The sequence below is a fragment of the Synechococcus sp. MVIR-18-1 genome, assembly GCF_014279835.1.
Lineage (GTDB): Bacteria > Cyanobacteriota > Cyanobacteriia > PCC-6307 > Cyanobiaceae > Synechococcus_C.
Genome location: NZ_CP047942.1, coordinates 1,947,916 through 1,969,102 on the forward strand (window position 1 = coordinate 1,947,916; position 21,187 = coordinate 1,969,102).

General features: G+C 57.4%; 28 protein-coding genes. 19 read left to right on the top strand and 9 right to left on the bottom strand.

Annotated elements, in window-relative coordinates:
- From SynMVIR181_RS10555 to SynMVIR181_RS10580, 6 genes are all read left to right on the top strand, one after another.
- Positions 1-486, top strand: coding sequence for an allophycocyanin (locus tag SynMVIR181_RS10555; protein ID WP_186589197.1), 486 nt, complete (start codon positions 1-3; stop codon positions 484-486).
- 41 nt (positions 487-527) lie between these two features.
- Positions 528-1,016 carry an allophycocyanin subunit beta gene (apcB, locus tag SynMVIR181_RS10560; RefSeq protein ID WP_186589198.1) on the top strand — a complete coding sequence of 163 codons (489 nt, stop codon included), beginning with the start codon at positions 528-530 and terminating at the stop codon, positions 1,014-1,016.
- A complete protein-coding gene (locus SynMVIR181_RS10565; protein ID WP_006854332.1) occupies positions 1,016-1,216 on the top strand; it encodes a phycobilisome linker polypeptide in 201 nt (66 codons plus the stop codon). Before apcB ends, SynMVIR181_RS10565 begins: the two co-directional genes overlap by 1 nt.
- 122 nt (positions 1,217-1,338) lie before the next feature.
- On the top strand, positions 1,339-2,583 hold the full coding sequence (locus SynMVIR181_RS10570; protein WP_186589199.1) for an FtsW/RodA/SpoVE family cell cycle protein: 1,245 nt from the start codon (positions 1,339-1,341) through the stop codon (positions 2,581-2,583).
- Between the two features lie 89 nt (positions 2,584-2,672).
- Positions 2,673-3,341 carry a cytochrome c biogenesis CcdA family protein gene (locus SynMVIR181_RS10575; RefSeq protein ID WP_186590631.1) on the top strand — a complete coding sequence of 223 codons (669 nt, stop codon included), beginning with the start codon at positions 2,673-2,675 and terminating at the stop codon, positions 3,339-3,341.
- 4 nt (positions 3,342-3,345) lie between these two features.
- Complete coding sequence (locus tag SynMVIR181_RS10580; protein ID WP_186589200.1) at positions 3,346-4,653, top strand: cytochrome c biogenesis protein ResB; 1,308 nt, start codon at positions 3,346-3,348, stop codon at positions 4,651-4,653.
- Here the strand turns inward: SynMVIR181_RS10580 and queF are convergent.
- Positions 4,625-5,035: a preQ(1) synthase gene (gene queF / locus SynMVIR181_RS10585; RefSeq protein ID WP_186523799.1), complete on the bottom strand. Its 411-nt coding sequence runs from the start codon at positions 5,033-5,035 to the stop codon at positions 4,625-4,627. The two genes, SynMVIR181_RS10580 and queF, sit on opposite strands and share 29 nt — an antisense overlap.
- Before the next feature lie 150 nt (positions 5,036-5,185).
- Between queF and SynMVIR181_RS10590 the strand changes: the two genes are divergently transcribed.
- Positions 5,186-5,413: a hypothetical protein gene (locus SynMVIR181_RS10590; RefSeq protein ID WP_186523800.1), complete on the top strand. Its 228-nt coding sequence runs from the start codon at positions 5,186-5,188 to the stop codon at positions 5,411-5,413.
- A gap of 31 nt (positions 5,414-5,444) precedes the next feature.
- A complete protein-coding gene (locus SynMVIR181_RS10595) occupies positions 5,445-5,783 on the top strand; it encodes a P-II family nitrogen regulator (RefSeq protein WP_186523801.1) in 339 nt (112 codons plus the stop codon).
- On the opposite strand, the gene SynMVIR181_RS10600 is transcribed toward SynMVIR181_RS10595, so the two are convergent.
- Entirely contained in the window at positions 5,772-6,590 is an 819-nt protein-coding gene (locus tag SynMVIR181_RS10600; RefSeq protein ID WP_186589201.1) for a TlyA family RNA methyltransferase, read from the bottom strand. The genes SynMVIR181_RS10595 and SynMVIR181_RS10600 overlap by 12 nt on opposite strands.
- A 98-nt stretch (positions 6,591-6,688) precedes the next feature.
- Here SynMVIR181_RS10600 and SynMVIR181_RS10605 point away from each other — a divergent pair, with 98 nt between their 5' ends.
- From SynMVIR181_RS10605 to fumC, 4 genes are all read left to right on the top strand, one after another.
- Positions 6,689-6,952, top strand: a complete 264-nt coding sequence (locus tag SynMVIR181_RS10605) for a hypothetical protein (RefSeq protein ID WP_186590705.1) — start codon at positions 6,689-6,691, stop codon at positions 6,950-6,952.
- Positions 6,953-7,017: 65 nt separating this feature from the next.
- A complete protein-coding gene (gene purB, locus SynMVIR181_RS10610) occupies positions 7,018-8,313 on the top strand; it encodes an adenylosuccinate lyase (protein ID WP_186589202.1) in 1,296 nt (431 codons plus the stop codon).
- A gap of 4 nt (positions 8,314-8,317) precedes the next feature.
- Complete coding sequence (locus SynMVIR181_RS10615) at positions 8,318-8,419, top strand: adenylosuccinate lyase (protein ID WP_186589203.1); 102 nt, start codon at positions 8,318-8,320, stop codon at positions 8,417-8,419.
- The gene (gene fumC / locus SynMVIR181_RS10620; protein WP_186589204.1) at positions 8,416-9,807 is read left to right on the top strand and encodes a class II fumarate hydratase; all 1,392 of its coding nucleotides are present in this window, start codon (positions 8,416-8,418) and stop codon (positions 9,805-9,807) included. The genes SynMVIR181_RS10615 and fumC overlap by 4 nt, the downstream gene beginning before the upstream one ends.
- A gap of 5 nt (positions 9,808-9,812) precedes the next feature.
- On the opposite strand, the gene SynMVIR181_RS10625 is transcribed toward fumC, so the two are convergent.
- Positions 9,813-12,548 (bottom strand): RNA helicase, encoded by a 2,736-nt coding sequence (locus SynMVIR181_RS10625; RefSeq protein WP_186589205.1) that lies wholly within the window; start codon positions 12,546-12,548, stop codon positions 9,813-9,815.
- A gap of 48 nt (positions 12,549-12,596) precedes the next feature.
- Between SynMVIR181_RS10625 and SynMVIR181_RS10630 the strand changes: the two genes are divergently transcribed.
- From SynMVIR181_RS10630 to bioA, 6 genes are read left to right on the top strand one after another with little or no spacing between them, the layout of a single operon-like run.
- Positions 12,597-13,757, top strand: coding sequence for an aminotransferase class I/II-fold pyridoxal phosphate-dependent enzyme (locus tag SynMVIR181_RS10630; RefSeq protein ID WP_186589206.1), 1,161 nt, complete (start codon positions 12,597-12,599; stop codon positions 13,755-13,757).
- A gap of 6 nt (positions 13,758-13,763) precedes the next feature.
- Positions 13,764-14,489 (top strand): alpha/beta fold hydrolase, encoded by a 726-nt coding sequence (locus SynMVIR181_RS10635; RefSeq protein ID WP_186589207.1) that lies wholly within the window; start codon positions 13,764-13,766, stop codon positions 14,487-14,489.
- Positions 14,486-15,241 carry a methyltransferase domain-containing protein gene (locus tag SynMVIR181_RS10640; protein WP_186589208.1) on the top strand — a complete coding sequence of 252 codons (756 nt, stop codon included), beginning with the start codon at positions 14,486-14,488 and terminating at the stop codon, positions 15,239-15,241. Before SynMVIR181_RS10635 ends, SynMVIR181_RS10640 begins: the two co-directional genes overlap by 4 nt.
- Positions 15,238-15,900: a dethiobiotin synthase gene (gene bioD / locus SynMVIR181_RS10645; RefSeq protein ID WP_186589209.1), complete on the top strand. Its 663-nt coding sequence runs from the start codon at positions 15,238-15,240 to the stop codon at positions 15,898-15,900. Before SynMVIR181_RS10640 ends, bioD begins: the two co-directional genes overlap by 4 nt.
- Positions 15,900-16,055: a hypothetical protein gene (locus SynMVIR181_RS10650; RefSeq protein WP_186523810.1), complete on the top strand. Its 156-nt coding sequence runs from the start codon at positions 15,900-15,902 to the stop codon at positions 16,053-16,055. The genes bioD and SynMVIR181_RS10650 overlap by 1 nt, the downstream gene beginning before the upstream one ends.
- Positions 16,056-16,099: 44 nt before the next feature.
- Positions 16,100-17,380, top strand: coding sequence for an adenosylmethionine--8-amino-7-oxononanoate transaminase (gene bioA / locus SynMVIR181_RS10655; RefSeq protein WP_186590632.1), 1,281 nt, complete (start codon positions 16,100-16,102; stop codon positions 17,378-17,380).
- On the opposite strand, the gene SynMVIR181_RS10660 is transcribed toward bioA, so the two are convergent.
- Both SynMVIR181_RS10660 and SynMVIR181_RS10665 read right to left on the bottom strand, forming a co-directional pair.
- A complete protein-coding gene (locus tag SynMVIR181_RS10660; protein ID WP_186589210.1) occupies positions 17,369-17,626 on the bottom strand; it encodes a DUF3143 domain-containing protein in 258 nt (85 codons plus the stop codon). The two genes, bioA and SynMVIR181_RS10660, sit on opposite strands and share 12 nt — an antisense overlap.
- On the bottom strand, positions 17,577-18,107 hold the full coding sequence (locus tag SynMVIR181_RS10665) for a J domain-containing protein (RefSeq protein ID WP_186589211.1): 531 nt from the start codon (positions 18,105-18,107) through the stop codon (positions 17,577-17,579). Before SynMVIR181_RS10665 ends, SynMVIR181_RS10660 begins: the two co-directional genes overlap by 50 nt.
- A 62-nt stretch (positions 18,108-18,169) precedes the next feature.
- On the opposite strand from SynMVIR181_RS10665, the gene rsmG reads away from it, so the two are divergent.
- A complete protein-coding gene (gene rsmG, locus SynMVIR181_RS10670) occupies positions 18,170-18,934 on the top strand; it encodes a 16S rRNA (guanine(527)-N(7))-methyltransferase RsmG (protein ID WP_186589212.1) in 765 nt (254 codons plus the stop codon).
- Here the strand turns inward: rsmG and SynMVIR181_RS10675 are convergent.
- The 4 genes from SynMVIR181_RS10675 to SynMVIR181_RS10690 are packed head-to-tail and all read right to left on the bottom strand — an operon-like array spanning position 18,910 to position 21,159.
- Positions 18,910-20,127, bottom strand: coding sequence for an aldo/keto reductase (locus SynMVIR181_RS10675; protein ID WP_186589213.1), 1,218 nt, complete (start codon positions 20,125-20,127; stop codon positions 18,910-18,912). The two genes, rsmG and SynMVIR181_RS10675, sit on opposite strands and share 25 nt — an antisense overlap.
- Positions 20,128-20,133: 6 nt before the next feature.
- On the bottom strand, positions 20,134-20,571 hold the full coding sequence (locus SynMVIR181_RS10680) for a ferredoxin (protein ID WP_186589214.1): 438 nt from the start codon (positions 20,569-20,571) through the stop codon (positions 20,134-20,136).
- Complete coding sequence (locus SynMVIR181_RS10685) at positions 20,564-20,956, bottom strand: DUF1257 domain-containing protein (protein ID WP_186589215.1); 393 nt, start codon at positions 20,954-20,956, stop codon at positions 20,564-20,566. The genes SynMVIR181_RS10680 and SynMVIR181_RS10685 overlap by 8 nt, the downstream gene beginning before the upstream one ends.
- Entirely contained in the window at positions 20,956-21,159 is a 204-nt protein-coding gene (locus tag SynMVIR181_RS10690; RefSeq protein ID WP_186589216.1) for a DUF2997 domain-containing protein, read from the bottom strand. Before SynMVIR181_RS10690 ends, SynMVIR181_RS10685 begins: the two co-directional genes overlap by 1 nt.
- Positions 21,160-21,187: the final 28 nt, after the last annotated feature.

Consider the following 21,187-nt stretch of genomic DNA (forward strand, 5'->3'; position numbering starts at 1 on the left):
ATGAGCATCGTCTCCAACTCGATCATCAACGCGGACGCCGAAGCCCGCTACTTAAGCCCTGGCGAACTGGACCAAATCAAGTCCTTCGTCACCGGCGGCCAGCGGCGCCTGCGTGTAGCCCAGGTTCTCAGCGAGAGCCGGGAACGCATCGTCAAAACAGCAGGCGGCCAGCTGTTCCAGAAGCGTCCTGATGTCATCTCTCCAGGCGGTAACGCCTACGGCGAAGAGATGACCGCAACCTGTTTGCGGGACATGGATTACTACCTCCGCCTGGTCACCTACGGCGTAGTGGCAGGCGATGTCACTCCGATCGAAGAGATTGGCGTCATTGGCGCCCGTGAGCTCTATCGCTCACTTGGCACTCCACTCGAAGCCATGGCTGAGTCTGTGCGCGAAATGAAGTCAGTCGCCATGGGCATCCTCACCGGCTCAGACGCCGAAGAGGCTGGTTTTTACTTCGATTACGTGATTGGCTCCCTCGCCTAAATCAACGGAACCATCACCTCTCCACGTCACTTCTCTGATCCATGCAAGACGCGATCACCAACGTCATCAACAAGTCGGACGTTCAGGGCCTGTATTTGGACACCACGTCCATGAGCAGCCTCGAGTCGTATTTCGCCAGTGGCGAACTACGCGTCAAGGCTGCAACAACGATTAGCACTAACGCATCTTTGATCATCAAAGATGCTGTTGCTAATGCTCTGCTGTATTCGGACATCACCCGTCCAGGCGGCAACATGTACACCACGCGTCGCTATGCAGCCTGCATTCGCGACCTGGATTACTACCTGCGCTATTCCACCTACGCGATGCTCGCCGGTGATACCTCAATCCTTGATGAGCGTGTTCTGAACGGTCTTAAGGAGACCTACAACTCCTTGGGCGTGCCAATCGGCGCAACCGTCCAGGCCATTCAAGCCATGAAGCAAGTCACGGCTTCCCTCGTCGGCCCCGATGCCGGCAAGGAGATGGGTGTCTACTTCGACTACATCTGTTCTGGACTTGGCAACTGATGCGTCTCTTCAAGGTCACAGCCTGCATCCCCTCTCCTGAGAAGGTTCGTTCACAGCGTGAGTTGCAGAACACCTTTTTCACCAAGTGGGTTCCCTACGAGAGCTGGTTCGCTGAACAACAGCGCATCCAGAAGCAAGGTGGCCGCATCATCAAAGTTGAACTTTGTACCGGTGGCCGTCAGGTCAACGTTGGAAATTAACAACCAACACCTTTCATTGCAACACCACAACCCGGCCTAGGTCGGGTTTTTTTGTTGTATTGGCTTGGCAAAACGTTCAGAGGGCGGCTCAATAGAAGCCGGACTCTTCATCACTTCATCTCTTGAGCGACACCAGCGTGACCTCCAGAAGGAGCCGGCCCACGCGGAAGAGGGCTCTACAAGGCCCTAAGAACTCGGCATCTAATCCGCGTAGCTTCTGGCAACGTTTGCTGCCTCTTGATTGGTCCCTTTGGCCAACAGAGGCGAGGCTCCTGCTGAGTCTCACAGCCATCTGGTGCGTTGCTGGATTGTTGGTGTTGGCATCCGCCAGCTGGTGGGTTGCCGCTCGCGAACAAGGAGAAGGGGCGTACTACCTGAAACGCCAGCTGGTCTGGATGGTGGCTAGCTGGAGCCTGATGGCGTTCGTTGCTTCCACAACGCTTAGACGTTGGCTCAAAATCGCCGGCCCTGGCCTATGGATCGGCTGCCTGATGGTGGCAGCCACCTTGGTCATGGGCACCACGGTGAATGGAGCAAGTCGCTGGCTGGTGATCGGTCCCATCCAGATCCAACCATCAGAGTTGGTGAAGCCATTTGTCGTTCTTCAGGCTGCCAATCTCTTCGCCCATTGGAAGCGGAACGCACTCGATCAAAAACTGCTCTGGCTAGCAAGCTTCGCCATCCTCGTTCTGCTGATCCTCAAACAGCCGAACCTGAGCACCGCGGCCCTGATCGGTCTGTTGATCTGGTTGATGGCTTTTTCAGCAGGGCTTCCCCTGCTTCAACTGTTTGGAACCGCACTGGCCGGAGGCATGCTCGGGATCAGCAGCATCCTGATCAATGAATACCAGCGCATCAGGGTGATCTCGTTTCTAAATCCTTGGAACGATCCCCAGGGGGATGGCTATCAACTCATTCAAAGCCTGCTGGCGATTGGATCAGGGGGAACTTTTGGCCAGGGATTCGGGCTATCAACCCAGAAACTTCAATATCTGCCCATCCAAAGCACAGATTTTATTTTCGCTGTCTATGCCGAAGAGTTCGGGTTCGTCGGGTCTGTGATGTTGCTGGTCTTTCTAATGTTGATGGGCTTCTTGGGGCTACGTGTTGCCTTGCGCTGCCGAAGCAACCAGGCAAGGCTTACAGCCATTGGCTGTTCAACCCTGCTGGTTGGACAGTCCCTGATGAATATTGCAGTGGCCTCAGGGGCCATGCCCACAACAGGCCTCCCACTCCCACTGGTCAGCTACGGAGGAAATTCGTTGCTCTCCAGCATGGTGATTATTGGCTTATTGATCCGATGCTCACTCGAGTCCACCGGCTTAATCGGTGGTCGCAGCCTCCGCGAGCAACAGCGTCGTGGATAAGGTGATCTTGAATTGAGCCCGGCCTCACCGGTACAACCATTTCCTCATTCGAGCTGGCATTGTCCGACCTTGCGCGCAGCAGCGAGCAACTGCTCAACCATGCGCTGCAGCAGCCTGGTCCCATCACCGTGGCTCTTGTCTTTGCAGGAGGAGCCTTAACCAGCCTGGGCCCTTGTTCCCTGTCTTTGCTGCCGGTCACGCTCGCCTACCTAGCCGGATTCGATAGCAAGCAGAAACCTTGGCAACGCAGCCTGTCATTTTGCGCTGGCATCGTTGGTGCCCTGGTTGTTCTGGGAAGCCTGAGTGGATTGCTCGGCCGCATTTACGGTCAAGTTCCTGGTTTAGTCCCAACCGTTGTTGCGGTCTTAGCAGTGGTGATGGGACTGAATCTGCTTGGAGTCGTTCGAATCCCCCTTCCCGCCGGGCCAGACCCGATGCATTGGACTAGCAAGGTGCCAGCTCCGCTAGCACCGGTCGCTGCAGGGTTGGCATTTGGGCTCGCTGCATCACCCTGCACAACACCCGTACTGGCCGTTCTACTGGGCTGGATTGCCAGCACAGGACGCCCACTCCTCGGCGTACTGATGCTCACAAGCTTCGGGGTCGGTCAAGTGTTACCTCTGCTGCTCGCAGGCAATTTGGCAGCCTCGCTGCCACGGTTGCTGGCGTTGCGGCCCATCGGCCGGTGGGTTCCACCGATCAGTGGCGTGATCCTGCTTGCCACAGGCACTCTCACCTTATTAGCGAGACTGACCTGAGCCGATGCCTGCACTACGTCGACTCTTCGCCCTGCTCTCAGATCTTCGTTTGGCGATCCTGCTTCTGCTGCTGATTGCAGGAGCCAGCGCCCTAGGAACCATTCTTCCGCAGAACGAAGCGCCTGATTTGTATCTCGAGCGTTTCAATGCGGACCCATGGCTCGGATTGATCAATGGCGAACAGATGTTGCAACTGCAGCTGGACAGCATCTATTCCAGCGTGTGGTTTTTAAGCCTTTTGGCTTGGCTGGGATTGGCCTTGATCTTGTGCAGCTGGCGTCGTCAATGGCCAGCACTGCTCGCCACCACGCGCTGGATTGACTACCGCCAACCCAGGCAACTAAGCAAGCTGGCATTGGCCGAATCGATTCACTGTTCCGACGGTGAGTCGGCCTTAGACATGCTGAGTTCACAACTCCAGAAGCAAGGCTGGCAGGTCCAAAGGCATGAAGATCGCCTGGCTGCGAGGCGCGGCGTGATTGGCAAGGTTGGACCCCTATTGGTTCACACCGGCTTGGTGCTGCTGTTGATTGGAGCCGCATGGGGGGCACTGTCTGGAAACCGGCTGGAACGCTTCCTTGCGCCAGGCCGAGCTCTTGATCTGCTTGACCCGTCTGGCAACAACCGGCTTTCGCTCACCCTCGAGCGCTTCGCGATTGAGCGTGATCCAGCGGGACGCACCGAACAATTCCGATCAACGCTGAGGCTCGATCCACCAGGGGGCCCTTCAGAGCAGCGCATGATCAGCGTGAATCATCCACTCCGCTATCGAGGGATGACCGTTTATCAAGCGGATTGGTCTCTAGCTGCGATCACCGTGCAGATCGGCAAGAGTCCGCAACTGCAATTACCCCTCCGTAGTTTTCCCGAACTCGGCGAACAAATTTGGGGTCTTGTGCTTCCCACACGGCCAGATGGATCCGAACCAGTACTGATGAGCACGAGCAGTGAGCAAGGCCCTGTTCAGGTGTTCGATGCCGACGGATCGCTGCTTGGCAACCTGCGACCAGGCGGAGCATCCACTGAAATCAAAGGACTGCCTCTGAGGGTGGCCGAAATCATGCCTGCGAGCGGACTGCTCCTTAAGCGTGACCCTGGGGTTCCACTCGTTTATGCAGGATTCGCGATCACACTGCTTGGCGGGGGCCTCAGCTTGATCGCAACCCGACAACTATGGGCCGTGCTCGACCCCCCACCGTTTCAAGCCTCTAACAGAAAGCTTCACATCGGTGGGCTTTGCAATCGAAATCTCGCTGGCTTCGCTGCTGAATTACCAATCCTGATCAGCAGGGTTGACGGGTCCCATGACTGACTCTCACAACCGTATGAACGTTGCCACGAGGGTTGAAATCAGCCTCTAGCTGCATCCAAACGGGAGCACAGGCCGTCACTAAATCATCCAATATTTGATTTGCCACCTCTTCATGGGAGATCGAAGTGTTGCGAAAGTGATTGATGTACAACTTGATCGCTTTCAGCTCAACGACTCGAGGTCCTGGCTGATAAATCAAGCGCATCACCGCGAAATCCGGATAACCCGAGAACGGGCAGAGGCAAGTAAATTCCGGCAATTCGATCGACACCTCATAAGGGCGCCCGACCCTGGGATTGTCGAAACAGATCAACTCCGCATCTGCAATAGCCCTTTCGCCGTAGAGCGGAGTTTTGGTGAGCTCAGTGCCTGGGTTGCTCATGAAACGAGTAAGGAAAACTCCAGCAAAAGACCCTAAAGCCACCCTTCCAAGACCGTTGAGCGGATCTCAGCACCGCCTGATTTGGTATCAAGGCGTACAACTCATCGGCCGGAATGCAGGCCTAATGGGGAGGTATTCGGCTTGCTTGCAATGGATCTGAGTCTGATAAGCGAAGGACAGGCTTTCCGACTTCAGCCTGAGAGCGTTCACGGCATGCTTTGGCTCCAGACTCATTTCGAGATGTCCCATTGGGAGCTTCTCGCTGAGGGACTTGCCACGGTGAGTCACTCCAATGCCGATGAGCTCATTGAGGATGCCTCGAACGCCGGATTGAATCTTTCTCCTCTCCCGGCCCTGTCATCTCAGCGCAATTCCTGACACACTCGAAGAATCGATTCCTCAACAACCCATGAAAAAGGTCGAAGCCGTCATCCGTCCCTTCAAGCTTGAAGATGTGAAATTGGCTTTGGTTAATGCTGGCATCGTTGGCATGACCGTGAGCGAAGTGCGCGGATTTGGTCGTCAGAAGGGGCAAGTGGAGCGATATCGCGGTTCTGAATTCACTGTTGAGTTTTTGCAGAAGCTGAAAGTTGAGGTTGTGATTGACGATGACCGCGTCGATGCTGTGATCAACGCCATTGCAGAAGCAGCGAAAACAGGCGAGATCGGCGACGGCAAGATTTTTGTCTCCTCTGTCGACACCGTCGTGCGCATTCGCACCGGTGATCGTGACAGCTCAGCCCTCTGATTCCAGCGTGTCCTGAACCACCTGCTGAACCTTTTCGTCCGAGATCTGTTGTGGCTCAAGCTCGCTTAACCACAACAGATATTCGTGGTTGCCAGCGGGACCGGTAATCGGAGACCCCACCACTCCCTGGGCATTCCATCCCAGGGAATCTGCTGCAGAGATCACTGATGCAATCGCGTCCCGGTGAGCTAAACCATCTCTCACCACCCCCCCTTTTCCCACCCGATCGCGTCCCACCTCAAACTGGGGCTTCACCAACACCAACGCTTCGCTCCCTTGGGGTTGCAGCAAGGCGCGAATTGCTGGAAGGACGAGTGCGAGGGATATAAACGACACGTCTGCGACAGCCAGAGTGGGGAGGACGTCATTAGGCCCATACAGCTCAGCTGCGCTAAGTCGACGCAAATTGGTGCGCTCTCTGAGAACAACACGTTCATCGATGCGCAAACTCCAGGCCGTCTGGCCATAGCCAACGTCGATTCCATAAACCCGACTGGCCCCGTGTTGCAGCAAACAATCGGTGAAGCCACCCGTCGAAATTCCGCCATCAAGGCAGGTGCGCCCCTCCACCGAGACAGGGAAAGCCTCCAGCGCTGCCAGCAACTTTTCACCCCCTCTTGAAACAAACCGGGGAGGCTGCTCCACGATCAATTCGAGATCGGGCAAAACCGTGTGACCTGGCTTGTCGAGCAGCTGGCCCCGATGGTCTCTGACCTTGCCGGCACGAATCAGCTGTTGTGCTTGCTGACGGGATGCCGCCAAGCCCAACGTCAGCATGTGGAGATCTAAACGCTGTTTACGAGCCATTTCGACATAAAAGCACCGTGAAACCGAAACAAATACCGGAGTTCCACCAGGAGTTCCGCAGACCTCCCTGAAAATCTTGCGAAGCCGCACGCAAGTCCGTGTCAGCCAACAACGTTGTCAACATCAAAAGCGGACGTCGCCCATCCCTTCGGGCCAAATTTTGTCTCAAATCCAGCGAGGCGTCGAACCGCGTTCTCGAACTGCTCGCTCCAGGCTCATTCGTCACCCTCGATAACCAACCTACAGATCTGCCTCCCTTTCAAGTGATCGAATGTCGTGGCGGCCTTTGCTGGGTGCGTCAGCAAGCCTGGGGACAGAACGTTCAGTGGGAAGTTGAGCATCGCCGTCTCACCTCCGCTTGACGCCACGCGCAATGTCCAAGCCTTCAGCGCCATACATTGGTTGAGTTGTCGCCACGCGCTGGCCCTTGATCGAGAGATACACCCTGCCCGAGATGGGCGAGATCTGGACAGACCGGGCCAAATACCAAAGTTGGCTGGATGTTGAGGTTGCAGCCTGTGAGGCCAACTGCAGGCTTGGTCGTGTTCCAAAGGACGCGATGCAAACGATTCGCGAACAGTCGGCGTTTGAACCGGAGCGGATCCTTGAGATCGAGGCGGAGGTCCGCCACGACGTGATCGCCTTCTTGACCAATGTGAATGAGCACGTTGGTGATGCCGGGCGTTACATCCATGTCGGCATGACAAGTAGCGACGTGCTTGATACGGGCCTGGCGCTGCAGTTGAAAGCCTCCGTCGCGCTGCTGCGCCAAGAGTTGGCAGGCTTAGACGCCGCGATTGCCAAGCTGGCGGCGGAACACAAAGCCACCGTGATGATCGGCCGTTCTCATGCGATCCATGGCGAACCGATCACCTTTGGATTCAAGCTGGCTGGCTGGTTGGCCGAAACCCGCCGCAATCATGAGCGTCTGGCTCGCCTAGAGCGTGATGTGGCGGTAGGGCAGGTGAGCGGAGCGATGGGCACCTACGCCAATACGGATCCAGAGGTGGAAAAGCTCACCTGCGAGATCCTCGGCCTCACTCCCGACACAGCGAGCACCCAGGTGATCTCCCGCGATCGCCATGCCGACTACGTGCAGATCCTCGCCCTGGTTGGAGCCTCGCTCGATCGCTTCTCCACCGAGATTCGCAACCTGCAGCGCACCGATGTTCTGGAGGTTGAAGAAAGCTTCGCCAAAGGACAGAAAGGAAGCTCGGCCATGCCCCATAAACGCAACCCGATTCGCAGCGAACGAATCAGCGGTTTAGCGCGCGTGCTGCGCAGCTACGTGGTAGCAGCCCTTGAAAACGTGGCTCTCTGGCACGAACGTGACATCAGCCACAGCTCAACAGAACGGATGATGCTGCCGGACTGCTCTGTGACCCTGCACTTCATGCTGCGTGAGATGACCGCCGTCATCTCTGGCCTCGGCGTGTACCCAGAAAACATGGTCCGCAACATGAACGTCTATGGAGGCGTGGTCTTCAGCCAACGAGTCCTGCTCGCCCTGGTGGATGGTGGAATGAGCCGTGAGGATGCCTACGCCGTGGTGCAGCGCAATGCCCATAGCGCTTGGAACACCAATGGTGGTGACTTCCGCGCCAACCTTCAGAGCGATCCTGAGGTGAGCAACAAGCTCAATGCAGACCAACTGGCGGAGTGCTTCAGCACCGAGCTGCACCAAGCCAACCTGGGGGTGGTCTGGGACCGACTCGGACTCTGAGTGAATGTTCTGGACTCCCTATGCCGACTGGATTTACGTGGTGGTGAGCGTCAGCGGGATGCTGCTCATCATCGTGATGGTGCTTCGCCCTGACGCAAAGTCATGACCCAAACAACTAGGACCGAACACGACAGCATGGGGCCGGTGGAGGTGCCGACTGAGGCCCTCTGGGGGGCACAGACCCAGCGCTCTCTCCAGAACTTCGCCATCAGCGATGACCGCGTTCCTGTTGATCTGATCCATGCCCTAGCGCAAATCAAACAGGCGGCGGCGATCGTGAACGCTCGCCTTGGCGTGTTGGATAACCACCGACGCGACCTGATCGTGAAGGTGGCTGCTGAGATTGCCGAGGGGCATCACGACGATCAATTCCCCCTGAGGGTTTGGCAAACCGGTAGCGGCACCCAAACGAACATGAACGTCAATGAGGTGATCAGCAACCTGGTTTCGCGGAGCGAAGGGGAGCCATTAGGAAGCCATCAGCCGGTCCACCCCAACGATCACGTCAACCGCTCTCAGTCGACCAACGACGCCTTCCCAGCAGCGATCCACATCGCTGCTGCCGCCGGCATTGAACACCGACTGTTGCCGGAAGTCCAACGTCTCAGCGATGCTTTTGCCGCCAAGAGTGTGGCCTGGCAAGACATCGTGAAGATTGGCCGCACCCACCTGCAGGATGCGGTGCCGCTCACCCTTGGCCAAGAAGCTTCGGCCTGGCGCGATCAACTCAGAAGTGCCAGGAACCGGATCGAACGATCACTGCAGGAGCTGTACCCGCTCCCGCTCGGCGGCACCGCCGTTGGAACGGGCCTCAATGCCCCAGACGGATTTGCAGACCAGGCCGCGACTGAACTGGCACGCCTGAGCGGCTTGCCCTTGGTCTCGGCACCAAACAAATTTGCTGTGATGGCAAGCCATGACGGACTGGTGAATGCCATGGGCCAGCTGCGACTCCTCGCGGTGAGCTTGCTGAAGATCGCCAACGACCTCCGTCTCCTCGCCTGCGGCCCACGTGCCGGCTTAGCGGAGCTGCACTTACCTGAGAACGAACCCGGCAGTTCGATCATGCCTGGAAAGGTGAACCCCACCCAGTGCGAAGCGATGGCCATGGTTTGCACCCAAGTGATCGGCCTCGATGCGGCCGTTGCGATCGCCGGGGCAGGCGGCCACCTGCAGATGAATGTCTACAAACCTCTGATCGGCTTCAACCTGCTGCAGACGATCAAGCTGCTCACCGATGCCTGCCATTTCTTCAGGGTGGCCATGGTGGAGGGCATCGAACCCAACCGCAGTCGCATCCAACGCGACGTGGAGCAATCCCTGATGCTCGTAACTCCTCTGGCACCTGTGATCGGTTACGACAAGGCCAGTGCGATCGCTAAGTACGCCCACGAGCAGGGATCAAGCCTGCGCGATGCGGCCCTAGAGCTGGGCTATGTGAGTGCGACGGAGTTCGATCGCATTATTGACCCTGCAGCCATGACAAACCCTTGATCCGTTCAGGCCGCCCGTTCAGTCGCTGCATTGAGGCCACTGGATTCGGCAGCCGCGGCCTTAAGCACCTGATCAGCCTCGGCAACCGGGAAACGATTAATCGCGGTTAACGCCGCACGGGCGTTCTTGCGCAGCTGCTCACTAATCGCCTCGCAATAAGGCACCTGGGCTAAGAGATCCACTGTGCGCCGCATGATCCGCACGACATCGCCTTCATCCAAAGAGGTGTTAGCGATCAGATCATTCCAGGTTGTCCCCTTGGCCCAAGCCTCAACCAAGCCCATCAATTCAGGCTCCCACCAAGCGGGCACCACCACCTTGAAGCGCTCCTGAGCCCGCAGAAGCTCCCGACGGATCCCTGACAACTCATGCAGGGCCTCTTCGGCAAGAGGAGGGGCCGGGAATGCACTCCATAGATCTGGGCGGTTCACCTCCGTGCTGATCGCCTCAAACACAGCGGCCAGTTCTGCTGGAGGCAATTCATCGAGATGACCGCTCATCAGTGCCAGGCCTAGCCAGAGCTCGTTGTCGCCACGAAGAGCGGCAACGGTGCGACCAATCTCCGTGGGCTCCAAGTCATCCAGGCAGCCAAAATGCCGCAGGATCTCAATGAGAGCCAGGAATGTCTCCCAATGCCGGTTGGAACGGTGATGGAGCAATTGCTGACGCTCACCGATTTCATGTTCAAGATCTTCCATGCGTCGCCGGTGCTTCTTGAGTTGCTTGCGATCTCCCCAGCGATGAGCCGGATGCCCCTCTAGCTGATCTTCCAACTCCTGGACGAGGCGCACTTGAGCCAACACTTCGCCCGCCAAGTCGTACTGAGCGGTGGTCATGTCATGACGACGTGCCATATGTGCCACCGCCAAAGCCAAACGTCCACTCTCCTGATCGCCATGACGGAGCTCACCGGAACGGCTGAGATCAGGTGACATCACGCCATCAACTTGCAAACAGCTCAATTCCGCATGCAAACTCACGACCCCCTGACAGGGCAACAGGATCCAAACGTTGTCTTGCGTTAAACAAAGCAACAAGGGGAACTGCCCAGGGCCATCGCATTTCTCCACGATCACGGCCGGCGTTACCCCCCCACGCAGCCGAGGGGATTTAAGGCTGACCAACGATCCAACGCTTGCAAACTGAAGGGCAATCGTCAGTTCGTGGGCCAGGGTTTCTTCAGCCTGCTGCTGAAGAATCCTGAGCAGACGTCTCTCCTCGCGGAGACGGCCACGATGTTTCTCGTATTCCTCAAAGTCTTCCCACGGCACATCACCGGCCGTGCCTTGCAGTTGGGCCAGCTGCATCCGCAACTCACCAAGATGATCTTCTTCATCTACCAGATCCAAACTGGCGAGATAGCGGCCAAAGCTGCGCTCCACCAGCTCTCTTGCCTTAGCTAGGTCATGACGCTGCAACAGGTTGAGCACCATGCCGTAGCTGGGGGTGAATTGACTCACCAACGGATCAGAAGGGCTTGTGGCCAACTGAGCCGCCTCACGTACCCCCTCAAATCGACTCTGAACAGTCACCACGTAGCCCTGCGTGTCTAAACCGCGACGGCCCGCGCGACCAGCCATTTGCAGAAACTCACTGGCCATTAAGGGGCGATGCCCCCGTTCTGTGCGCTTCGAGAGCGATGCGATCACCGTGCTGCGCGCCGGCATATTGATGCCCGCCGCCAATGTTTCGGTGGCAAACACCACCTTTACCAACCCCTGCTGAAATAACTCCTCAATCAACTCTTTCCAAGCAGGCAGCACTCCGGCGTGATGGGAAGCAATCCCGCGTAGCAACGCGTCTGCATGCAGGCCATCGCGTACAGCCTCAGGATTTGCGGCTGTATAGGCCTCAAGCCGATCGCGAATGATGGCTTGCTCGGCCTCTGTGACCAAACACTGCACCCCAAGGTCGCGCACGGCCTTGTCACAATTACGTCGACTGAAAATGAAATAGATGGCGGGGAGCATCTCCCTTTGCGCCATTTGGGCCACCACAAAGCTGATCGGCGGTGCTTCCGGCTGAGGCGGCCTTGGCGAACGACCTTTGCGCTTGTGCCCTTTTGGAGCACGCCAAACCTTGCAATTGGGATGGATTCCAGTCCCCTGTTCATTCAAAAGCGGATGGAGACCCTTCGCACTACAAAAACTGAACTGCAGAGGAACCGGACGAAAATCACTGAGCACCAAACGTGTCGGACCGTGCACCTTCTCGATCCAATCGGTGAGTTGCCCCGCATTGGCAACGGTGGCGGATAACGCCACCAATTGGACTGAAGGTGGACAGTGAATGATCGATTCTTCCCAGACGGTGCCCCGCTGAGAATCATTCATGTAGTGGCATTCATCGAGAACGACCGACTCCACATCGGCAAGCGGATCGTCATGCTCATCCACCTCGGCATAAAGCATGTTGCGGAAAATCTCGGTGGTCATCACCACCACTCGAGCCTCACGGTTAACGCTCAGGTCACCCGTCATCAAGCCAACATTTTCCGCTCCAAACTCTTCGCGAAAATCGCGCAACTTTTGATTGGATAAGGCCTTTAGAGGTGTTGTGTAGAACACTTTTTGACCATGGGCAATCGCCCGATGAATGGCGTACTCGCCTACCAGCGTCTTGCCAGATCCCGTGGGAGCACTCACCACAACGGAATGCCCTTGATTCAAGGCATCAATCGATTCCAACTGAAACCCATCTAAAGGGAATGGAAACAGCTGGGAAACATCCGGTGACACCATCGTTGAATCCTAGGGATTGCGCGAGCAGGGAGCAGCAAACTGGCCAACATGAGCAGCCCGTCTCAAGCACGCCGACGTCAACTCCGCACGTGGAGGCCCAATCCAAATGGATCAGGGCTGCTTCCAGTCCATGCCACCGATCAAGGCGATGAGGAGCCGCGTTGTCTGGTGGATTTAGCCAGCAACGATTACCTCAATCTGGCTCAGCACCCAGAGCTCATCGCGGCAGCAACAGAAGAAATCAAGCGAAGCGGGGTAGGAGCCGGTGGGTCCCGGCTCGTGAGCGGCAGCCGCCCGGTGCATGACCAACTGGAACACCAGCTAGCGCAGTGGTTGAACCGAGATCGCGTTCTGCTCTACCCAAGCGGATTTCAAGCCAATCTTGCCGCCGTTCTTGCACTCGCCGACCGCCGTACGCCAGTACTGGCTGACCGGCTCTGTCATCACTCCTTACTCACTGGAGTGCAAGCCAGTGGTGCGCGCCTACAGCGCTTTGCCCACAACGACCTCATCGATCTCAACCGCAAACTGGAGCGCTGCCGGGACCGGCACCCAGGACAACAACCGCTGGTGATCACGGAAAGCCTATTCAGCATGGAGGGCACCAGTCCCAACCTGAGCGCCATGGCTGAGCTCTGCTCCAGCCACGCTGCCCGACTCCTGGTGGATGAAGCCCATGCCCTGGGCGTCCTGGGAGATGGGGGACGTGGTCTCAGCCATGCCCTCCCTCACAAGGCTGTGACCATGCTCAGTGGCACCTTTGGGAAGGCCTTTGGAAGCGGTGGAGCCTTTCTGGCCTGCGATGCAGACCTCGGCGAAACCCTGCTCCAAACCAGTGGCGCCTTTCGCTACACCACAGCGTTAGCACCATCCCTTGCCGCAGCAGCTCTTGCAGCATTAACGCTGATGCAACGCCATCCCAATTGGTCGGAGGAACTCCTAGCAACGAGCCAACAGTGGCGCTCCGCTCTCGCTGCCGCTGGATGGACCCGTCCAGGCGGAGCAGGTCCGATTCTCCCCCTCGTGATCGGTTCAGACCAAGCAGCTCTTGATCGCCAACAAACCCTCGAAGCCGCAGGGCTGTTGAGCATTGCCATCCGTCCCCCCACCGTTCCCGAAGGAACGGCCCGACTTCGCCTTGTCGTACGTCGGCTCCTGCCCGATGGGACATTGGACACGCTGCTTCAAGCCCTCTCTCTGAGCCGATAGGTCCCGATGAAACAGGTCATCGCTATGCACGGCTGGAGCGGAGACAGCCATTCATGGGCGCCCTGGATCCGGCATTTCAAGCATCACCATTGGTCTTGGCAAAGCGGTGAGCGTGGTTATGGCAAGCGCCAGGAGCACATGCCCTTTTGGCAAGACGACCAAGATCCAATAAAGCTGCAACGCCGCGTAGTAATTGCCCACTCCCTAGGGCCGCATCTGCTCCCAGATGCCGTATTTGCCAAGGCCACCGATGTGGTGTTGCTGGCAAGTTTTTCCAGATTTGTGCCGCAAGGAGCCAAAGGTCGCGCGCTCAACACCGGCTTGAAGAGCATGCGCCGCTGCCTTGGTAGCGAGGCTGAGGCCGAGATGCTCACGACCTTTTTAAGGCGGGCGGCAGCGCCATCGCCGCCAGACGGCCTCCCACGCGGCCCCATTCACGAAGGACTGTCCAGCCAGGGGCGTCAACGCTTAACCGACGACTTAGATCGGCTGATCGCAAGCGCAGAGTTACCGCCAGGGCTGCAAGCAACAACCAGAGTGTTGGTGGTAGAGGCAGAACAAGACGCAATCGTGGTGCCAGTCGCCAGACAAGAGCTGCGCGATGCAGTTGAGACCCGACTGCAGCATCCAGCAGAGCACTGGTGCATGCCCGATAGCGGGCATGCACTGTTGGTGCCAGATCTACTGATGCGCATCCAGCGATGGCTCGATCAGGCCCCTGAAGAGCGATGAGCAACTCCTGGGGGGCAAAGGTTCTACAACGCTTCGATGGCGCAGCAGCCCAATACAACAAGGCAGCCCGTCTGCAAACGGCTATGGCCTGGCGACTCGCCGGGTGCTGCAAGCGACTCCCCATTCCATCAGGTCGATGGCTGGATCTCGGAAGTGGAACGGGATTGCTTGCCGATGCCATCGAACAACGGAACCCCGGCAGGGTGGTGGAACGCATCGATGGAAGCCCATCCATGCTGGCCCGCAACTCCCGTCCAGACCACACGCAGCTGTGGGATTTAAATCAGCCCCTCCAATCCTGGGACGACGCACCAACGCTGATCGCCTCCAGTTTCTGCCTCCACTGGTTGTCCGATCCCGGCACAAGACTGCAGAACTGGTTCGAGTGTCTAGCCCCTGGTGGGTGGTTAATCGTGGCGCTGCCGGTTGAAGGCTGCTTCCCGCAATGGCAGGCAGCGGCACACCAAGCGGCAGTCCCCTGCTCGGCCTTGTCCTTTCCAACGACCCAAGCGTTGCTGGCCTCGATACCGAAACAGCAGGTCAGGCAACAACAACAGCTCTGCTTTAGCGAACAAGCCAGCCACATCACGGCTCTCTTAAGGCCCATGCAAAACATTGGCGCCGGAACCAGCACCCACTCAGCTCTCAGCGTGAAGCAATGGCGTCAGCTCAGCGCCCACTGGCCTGAGCGATCTGCTGAAGGGCAAGTCAGATTGACCTGGTTGATCCAAATCCTGGTGATCGAGCGATGAATACGCCTCCCCTTCGTTTGGTGATCTGCGGAACAGACACCGATGTCGGAAAAACAATCGTTAGCGCCCTCTTTGTTCAAGGCTTAGAAGCCACCTATTGGAAACCGGTCCAAAGCGGAACGGAAGGCGGTGGTGATCGTCAACGGGTCATCGATCTTCTGGAGCTTCCCGAGGAGCGTTGGCAACCAGAAGCCTATGCATTCCAAGCTCCCGTTTCACCGCACTGGGCTGCTGAACAAGAGAGGCGATGCATTGACCCCGAGCAGCTCCAGTTGCCAGCCATCGATCAACCGTTGGTGGTGGAGACCGCTGGAGGCCTGATGGTGCCACTCACACGCCACTGGCTGCAAATCCAACAATTGCAACGGTGGCAGCTTCCGGTGGTGTTGGTAGCCCGCAGTGAGCTGGGAACCTTGAACCACACGCTTCTCAGTTTGGAAGCACTGAGAAGTCGGCACATTCCAATCCTTGGGCTGGTGATCAATGGCCCTTCCCATGCCGATAATCCCCGCACCCTGAATGAACTCGGCGATGTCCCTTTGCTCTGCGAATTACCACCACTGGAACAACTAAATGCCGCGGCCCTTGCCAGGCAATGGCAGGTTCAGAACGTGAAAGCTAAGGTCGAAACCGAGATCAATCGTTTACAGGCTTCTTGATGAATCGCCGTCAAACCGGAGCCGCTGTGGCTGTTGCCTTCCTTTGCGCAGGAATTTTGGTGTTATTCACCGATGTGGAAGTCGGGTTTGTGCGTTGGTTTAACTGTGGCCCGATCGCCACGGAATCTGAACAAAACAGTGAAATGTGCCGCTGAGCTCAGCAAAGACGAATTCATCCACTGGCAGTTGCGACGACGAAGTGCCTCAGAACCACCATCCCCACCTCTGGCCTCCGTTCACCCAGGTCTCGACAACGCCTCCCTTAGAGAGGGTGCTTCGAGGGGAGGGGGCTCTTCTCTACCGCGATGAAGGGCCTCCATTAATTGATGCGATTAGCAGCTGGTGGGTCACCTTGCATGGCCATGCCCACCCTCATGTTGCAGACGCAATCGCTCGTCAGGCCGAGACCCTTGAGCAAGTCATCTTCGCTGAATTCACCCACCCTCAAGCCGAACGTCTCGCCGATCGATTAGCAGCCAAAACTGGATTAGAGAGAGTCTTTTTCTCCGACAACGGCTCTACCGCCGTGGAGGTGGCACTCAAAATCGCCATTCAGTGGTGGCACAACAAAGGAGAGCCCAGACAGCAGATCATCGCCTTCGACGGCGCCTATCACGGAGATACGTTTGGTGCGATGGCCGTCGGAGCTCGCAGCCTTTTCAGTGAACCCTTTGACCCACTGTTATTTCCGGTCGCCCGCATTCCATGGCCAGCGACGTGGTGGGACGACGATCACGTTGAACAGCATGAACAAACAGCACTGAACCAGCTCGAAGAAGCTCTCAAGACACCAACCGCTGCTGTGATCCTCGAGCCGCTTGTCCAAGGCGCCGGCGGGATGAGCATGGTGCGTCCCACCTTTCTTCAAGAAGTAGAAAAGCGCGTTCGCAACGCTGAAACCTTGTTGATTGCCGACGAAGTCCTTACAGGATTTGGGCGTTGCGGCGATTTTTTGGCGACCCAGCGGGCAGGCGTCAAACCTGATCTTGTCGCGCTATCCAAAGGACTAACCGCTGGATTCCTTCCCATGGGAGTGACCATGGCAAGCGGCGCTGTCTTTGACGCCTTTGTTGGCAAGGACCCGAGCTTGACGCTTTGGCATGGCCACAGTTTCACCGCCAACCCCCTGGGCTGCGCCGCAGCGAACGCCAGTCTGGATCTACTCGAAGCAGAACCTGACAGGTACCTGGGGTTCGAAGCGAGGCATCGATCGCGCTTAGAGGTTTTGGCACGCCACCCAGGAATCAGGCGTGTTCGCGTGACAGGAACGATTGCAGCTTTTGATCTCGTGGTCAGCGACCAAGAGGGCTACCTAAACCCTGCAGGAAAAGTGCTGCGCCGGCTGGCAAGAGAGCGGGGTGTACTGGTGCGGCCCCTCGGCCAAGTGGTGTATCTACTTCCACCTCTTTGCATCAGCGATGAGCAGCTCGATCACTGCTATTCCGTTCTGCAGGAAGCGCTCGACCTTTTAGGGACCTAGCCGCAGGGCCGCCTCGACGTCGGCTCGAGACAGTCCGTAAGGAAACACGCAAGGGCGAGGCGCTTCTTTTGGGCTCCAGATCACCGCGAGATCCGTTTGTTGCAGACGTATCTCAGCCATCCATCCCTGTTCCTTCCATAACCAGCCACAGGGATCATCCTCTAGCCGCTGCGCTCCAAGCTGCTGAAGCCAGAGCTCAAGAGCCTGCAGCGAATGCTGATTCAAAGGAGTTTCTGCTGGAGGCATCGACACCATCAAGGACATCCCTAATCAACGGCTCCTTTGGAGTCTGCTCGGCCACCAGCCAACTCGGCTGAACCTGAAGTTCCATACCACGACTCCAGGCCACCCCGACCCCTAGCGATAAACACAAAAGCAAGGCCCCAAGCAACATCAACAGCGATAACCACTCTCCTCCTGAGAGCGGTCGTCGCTCACCAATCGCCGTTGGAGACGCCGTTGCTGGGGAAGGCAGCGGAGCGTACTGCTGTTGAAAGAGCTGATCTTGCTGGATTAATTGAGCGTCATAGAGCCGACGCAACGAAGGATCAGACAAGTGGTCATAGGCCTCACGCAGCAGCTGGAATTGGCGAGCTGCTTCCACGGCAGGCAACGTCGTGGTGTCGGGATGAACCGACTTGCTGAGACGTCGAAAGGCGCGTCGCAAGGTCTCGGCGTCGACTCCGCGGCCGACTCCTAACCGTTCGTAATGGGTCGAGGCCGACATCACGTCCCTTTCGAGCCGAATCACGAGGGTGCATTGTAGGAAGAGTCGCTGCCCTGGCAGCCATGTCAGAAGCAAACAGCTTTTCTGATGCCGGGCCTGACCTTTGGCACTGTCTGGGCTGGCAGCCCAATGACACCCAGCTCTCTCAACTCAAAGAGCTGCAATCCCTGCTGCGTCATTGGAACAGCAGGGTGAATCTCACCCGCTTGGTGGAAAACGAAGAGTTCTGGATCGCCCAGGTCTTTGACAGTCTTTGGCCGCTCAAGCATGAGCTACGTGCCCCAGATCTACCGCGTCGCTGCATTGACGTAGGCACTGGAGGCGGGTTTCCTGGCCTCGCTGTCGCCATCGCCCTACCCGCTACCACTCTCACTCTTGTCGATTCAGTCGGCCGCAAAACTGCTGCGGTGGAATCAATGGCTAACTCGCTTGGTTTAGGAGCTCGCGTGGACGTCCGCACCGAGCGCATTGAGATCACGGGTCAGGAGCGCTCCTGTCGTGGGAGGTTCGATTTAGCGATGGCCAGAGCTGTAGCCACACCCCCCGTCGTGGCGGAGTATCTCGTGCCCCTTCTGGCCCATCAAGGCCAGGCGCTGCTCTATCGCGGCCACTGGAGTCACGACGACGAAGCCAACCTGAAGCGAGCTTTGGTTCCTCTCAAGGCCAAGCTTGCCGACTGCAAGCAGATCAACCTGCCGGCTGGTCGGGGGCTGCGCACATTGGTTCGCATTGAGCCCTTGGCACCCTGCCCCAAGATCTATCCCCGACCCGTTGGTCTCCCTAGCCGTCTTCCCCTTGGTGATCAGGCAGACGACAAACGTTCCTGAGGAACACCGCCAACCCGTTCCTTTAAACCCCTTAGCAATCCTGGGATCGTTTCAGCCCAGGGACTTTGGCCCAAAGCACTGCGGAGGTCTGTCTCACTAACCTCTTGATCCAGGGCATCGGCGTTGGCACCAGGCGCCCAATGTCCTGCATGACCAAGAATTCCGTAACGCGCCCTGGCATACCCCTCGAGGTCCCAAGCTTCAATCAAATTGTGGAGCCAGAGCAACACGGGGAGATTGATACCCCCGGGAGTGTCTTTCCAATGGGGCAACCCTTCACGCCAGGTCATCAACCAAGGCTCACCAAGGGCCCGTAGAGCCTGAGTCTGCAACCGATCATGAATCGGGGCGATGAGCGCTCCAGCTGTATCGAGTTGACGCACAGCTTCAAGATGAAGATCGAGGTCACTTGGCCTGGATGCACCAACACTGATGGTGTGAACGCGTGGATCACGCAGGCAAAACAGATCGTTAAACACGATCGGGTGAAGGGGGGCGCAGAGTTGCTTCAACAGCAGCGAAGGGGTATGCAGATGCCCACCTTTATCGGTGGGACTAATGATGAACACGCCCATGTCATGCCGTTGGGCTGCGGCCAACGCTGGTTCGTTGTCTTGCCGGATGTAGTACCAATGCAAATTCACATAATCGAAGGCGTCAGAGTTGATCGCAGCTTCGATGACGCTTGTTTCACCATGGGTCGAGAAGCCCACATGGTCGATACGGCCCTCTCGCTGCCAGCGGCGCACCACCTCCATACAGCCGCCTGGTCGCAGCGTTTGCTCCAAATGATCGAGCCTGTTGATGCCATGAATCGCCAGCAACTCGATTCGCTGAACGTTTAAGCGCTCCAGGCTGAGTTCAAGCTCAGCTTCAAACACCGCAGGATCGTCCCGGGGAGGCACCTTCGTTTGAAGAATGCGATCTGGATCAGGCGAATGCGGGAGAGCCCAGCCAAGTTGCCGCTCGGAGCTGCCGTAATGACGGGCCGTTTCCAGATGGTGAAATCCAAGCTCCACCGCATGGTGGAGGGTGTTTTCCACCGTGCTTTGAGCCTCCTGAGTAATCACGTCAGCCTCAAGATCCGACCAACTTTGCTGAAACCTCATACCCCCTAGGGAAAGCACGGGCATGGCCAGCTCAGTGCGACCAAAGCGGCGGGTTGGTAATGCCAGGGAAGCCGTTGATGTCATCGCAGTTCAGTCTTGCGGCTGCCGGGGGAGAATCCGTCGTGGGCGCGCGGGCGAAGGCAACCCGAGCGGAAGAAGCTCCTGAGAATCGAGCTGCGCTTGTAGGCCCATGAGATCATCAAAGGCGACCCAGTGAATGCAATCCACAGGGCATGTTTCGATCGCCTCTTGAATGCGCTCAGAGCTATCACCGTCCTGGCGAATCGCTCGGGAACGTCCCAAATTGGGCTCAATAATGAAGGTGTTGCAGGCCACGTGAGCGCAATACCTGCAGCCAATACAAACAGCTTCATCAACCCAGACAGCTTTTTCGGCAAGGGCACCACCCAGAACCGGTTCCATGCCAGTGGATTGATCATCCTCAAGAGAGGACGCGCTGTAAGCAGCAGAGGGGTTACCGGACGAGTCGTTCACGGATTGATCCCTCGCCCGCTGCGAATCAGGCATCCCAACGGGTCACAACAAGTTCGATCGACCCATCTTGGCAATCACGCTGCTCAGCAACAGCAAAGCCCTCGGTAAGAGAGGCATTTAATACCGTGTTGAGGGCATAACGCTGTGTAAGACGAGATAAAAACCGCTCGATCGGCATGGACTGGCGCCACAGATCCAAATCGGTCACGAACTCATAGGCACCATTGGCTTCATTCCAAACAAAACCAAAATCAGCAGAATCCTGAAGCGTGACCGCCAATTCGGCTTCCACGGTTTGGCCGCGATAACCCCGGACGGGATGGCCCCCCTGTTTGGGCTCGTAGCCAAGATCCTCGAGGGCGGAGACCAAGGACTCACGCTGGCGAAGTTCTGTTTTGACAGTGCTGAAATGGGACATCAGGAGGGCTCTACGAACTGTGACTGGGACTGGGTTTGGGTTGTAACGAAGGCATCAGACGTTGGCTGACGGCGTTCCACCGTGCCTAAGGCTGATTCCAACCGTTCCGTCAGTTGCAGACAAGCGTCACCTTCAACGCCTTCCACCTGTTCCTCGACGCGACCGTCAGGACGAATTCGGAAACGAAGCGTGCGCTCAGGCATGCACCACAACATCCAACAATGAACACAT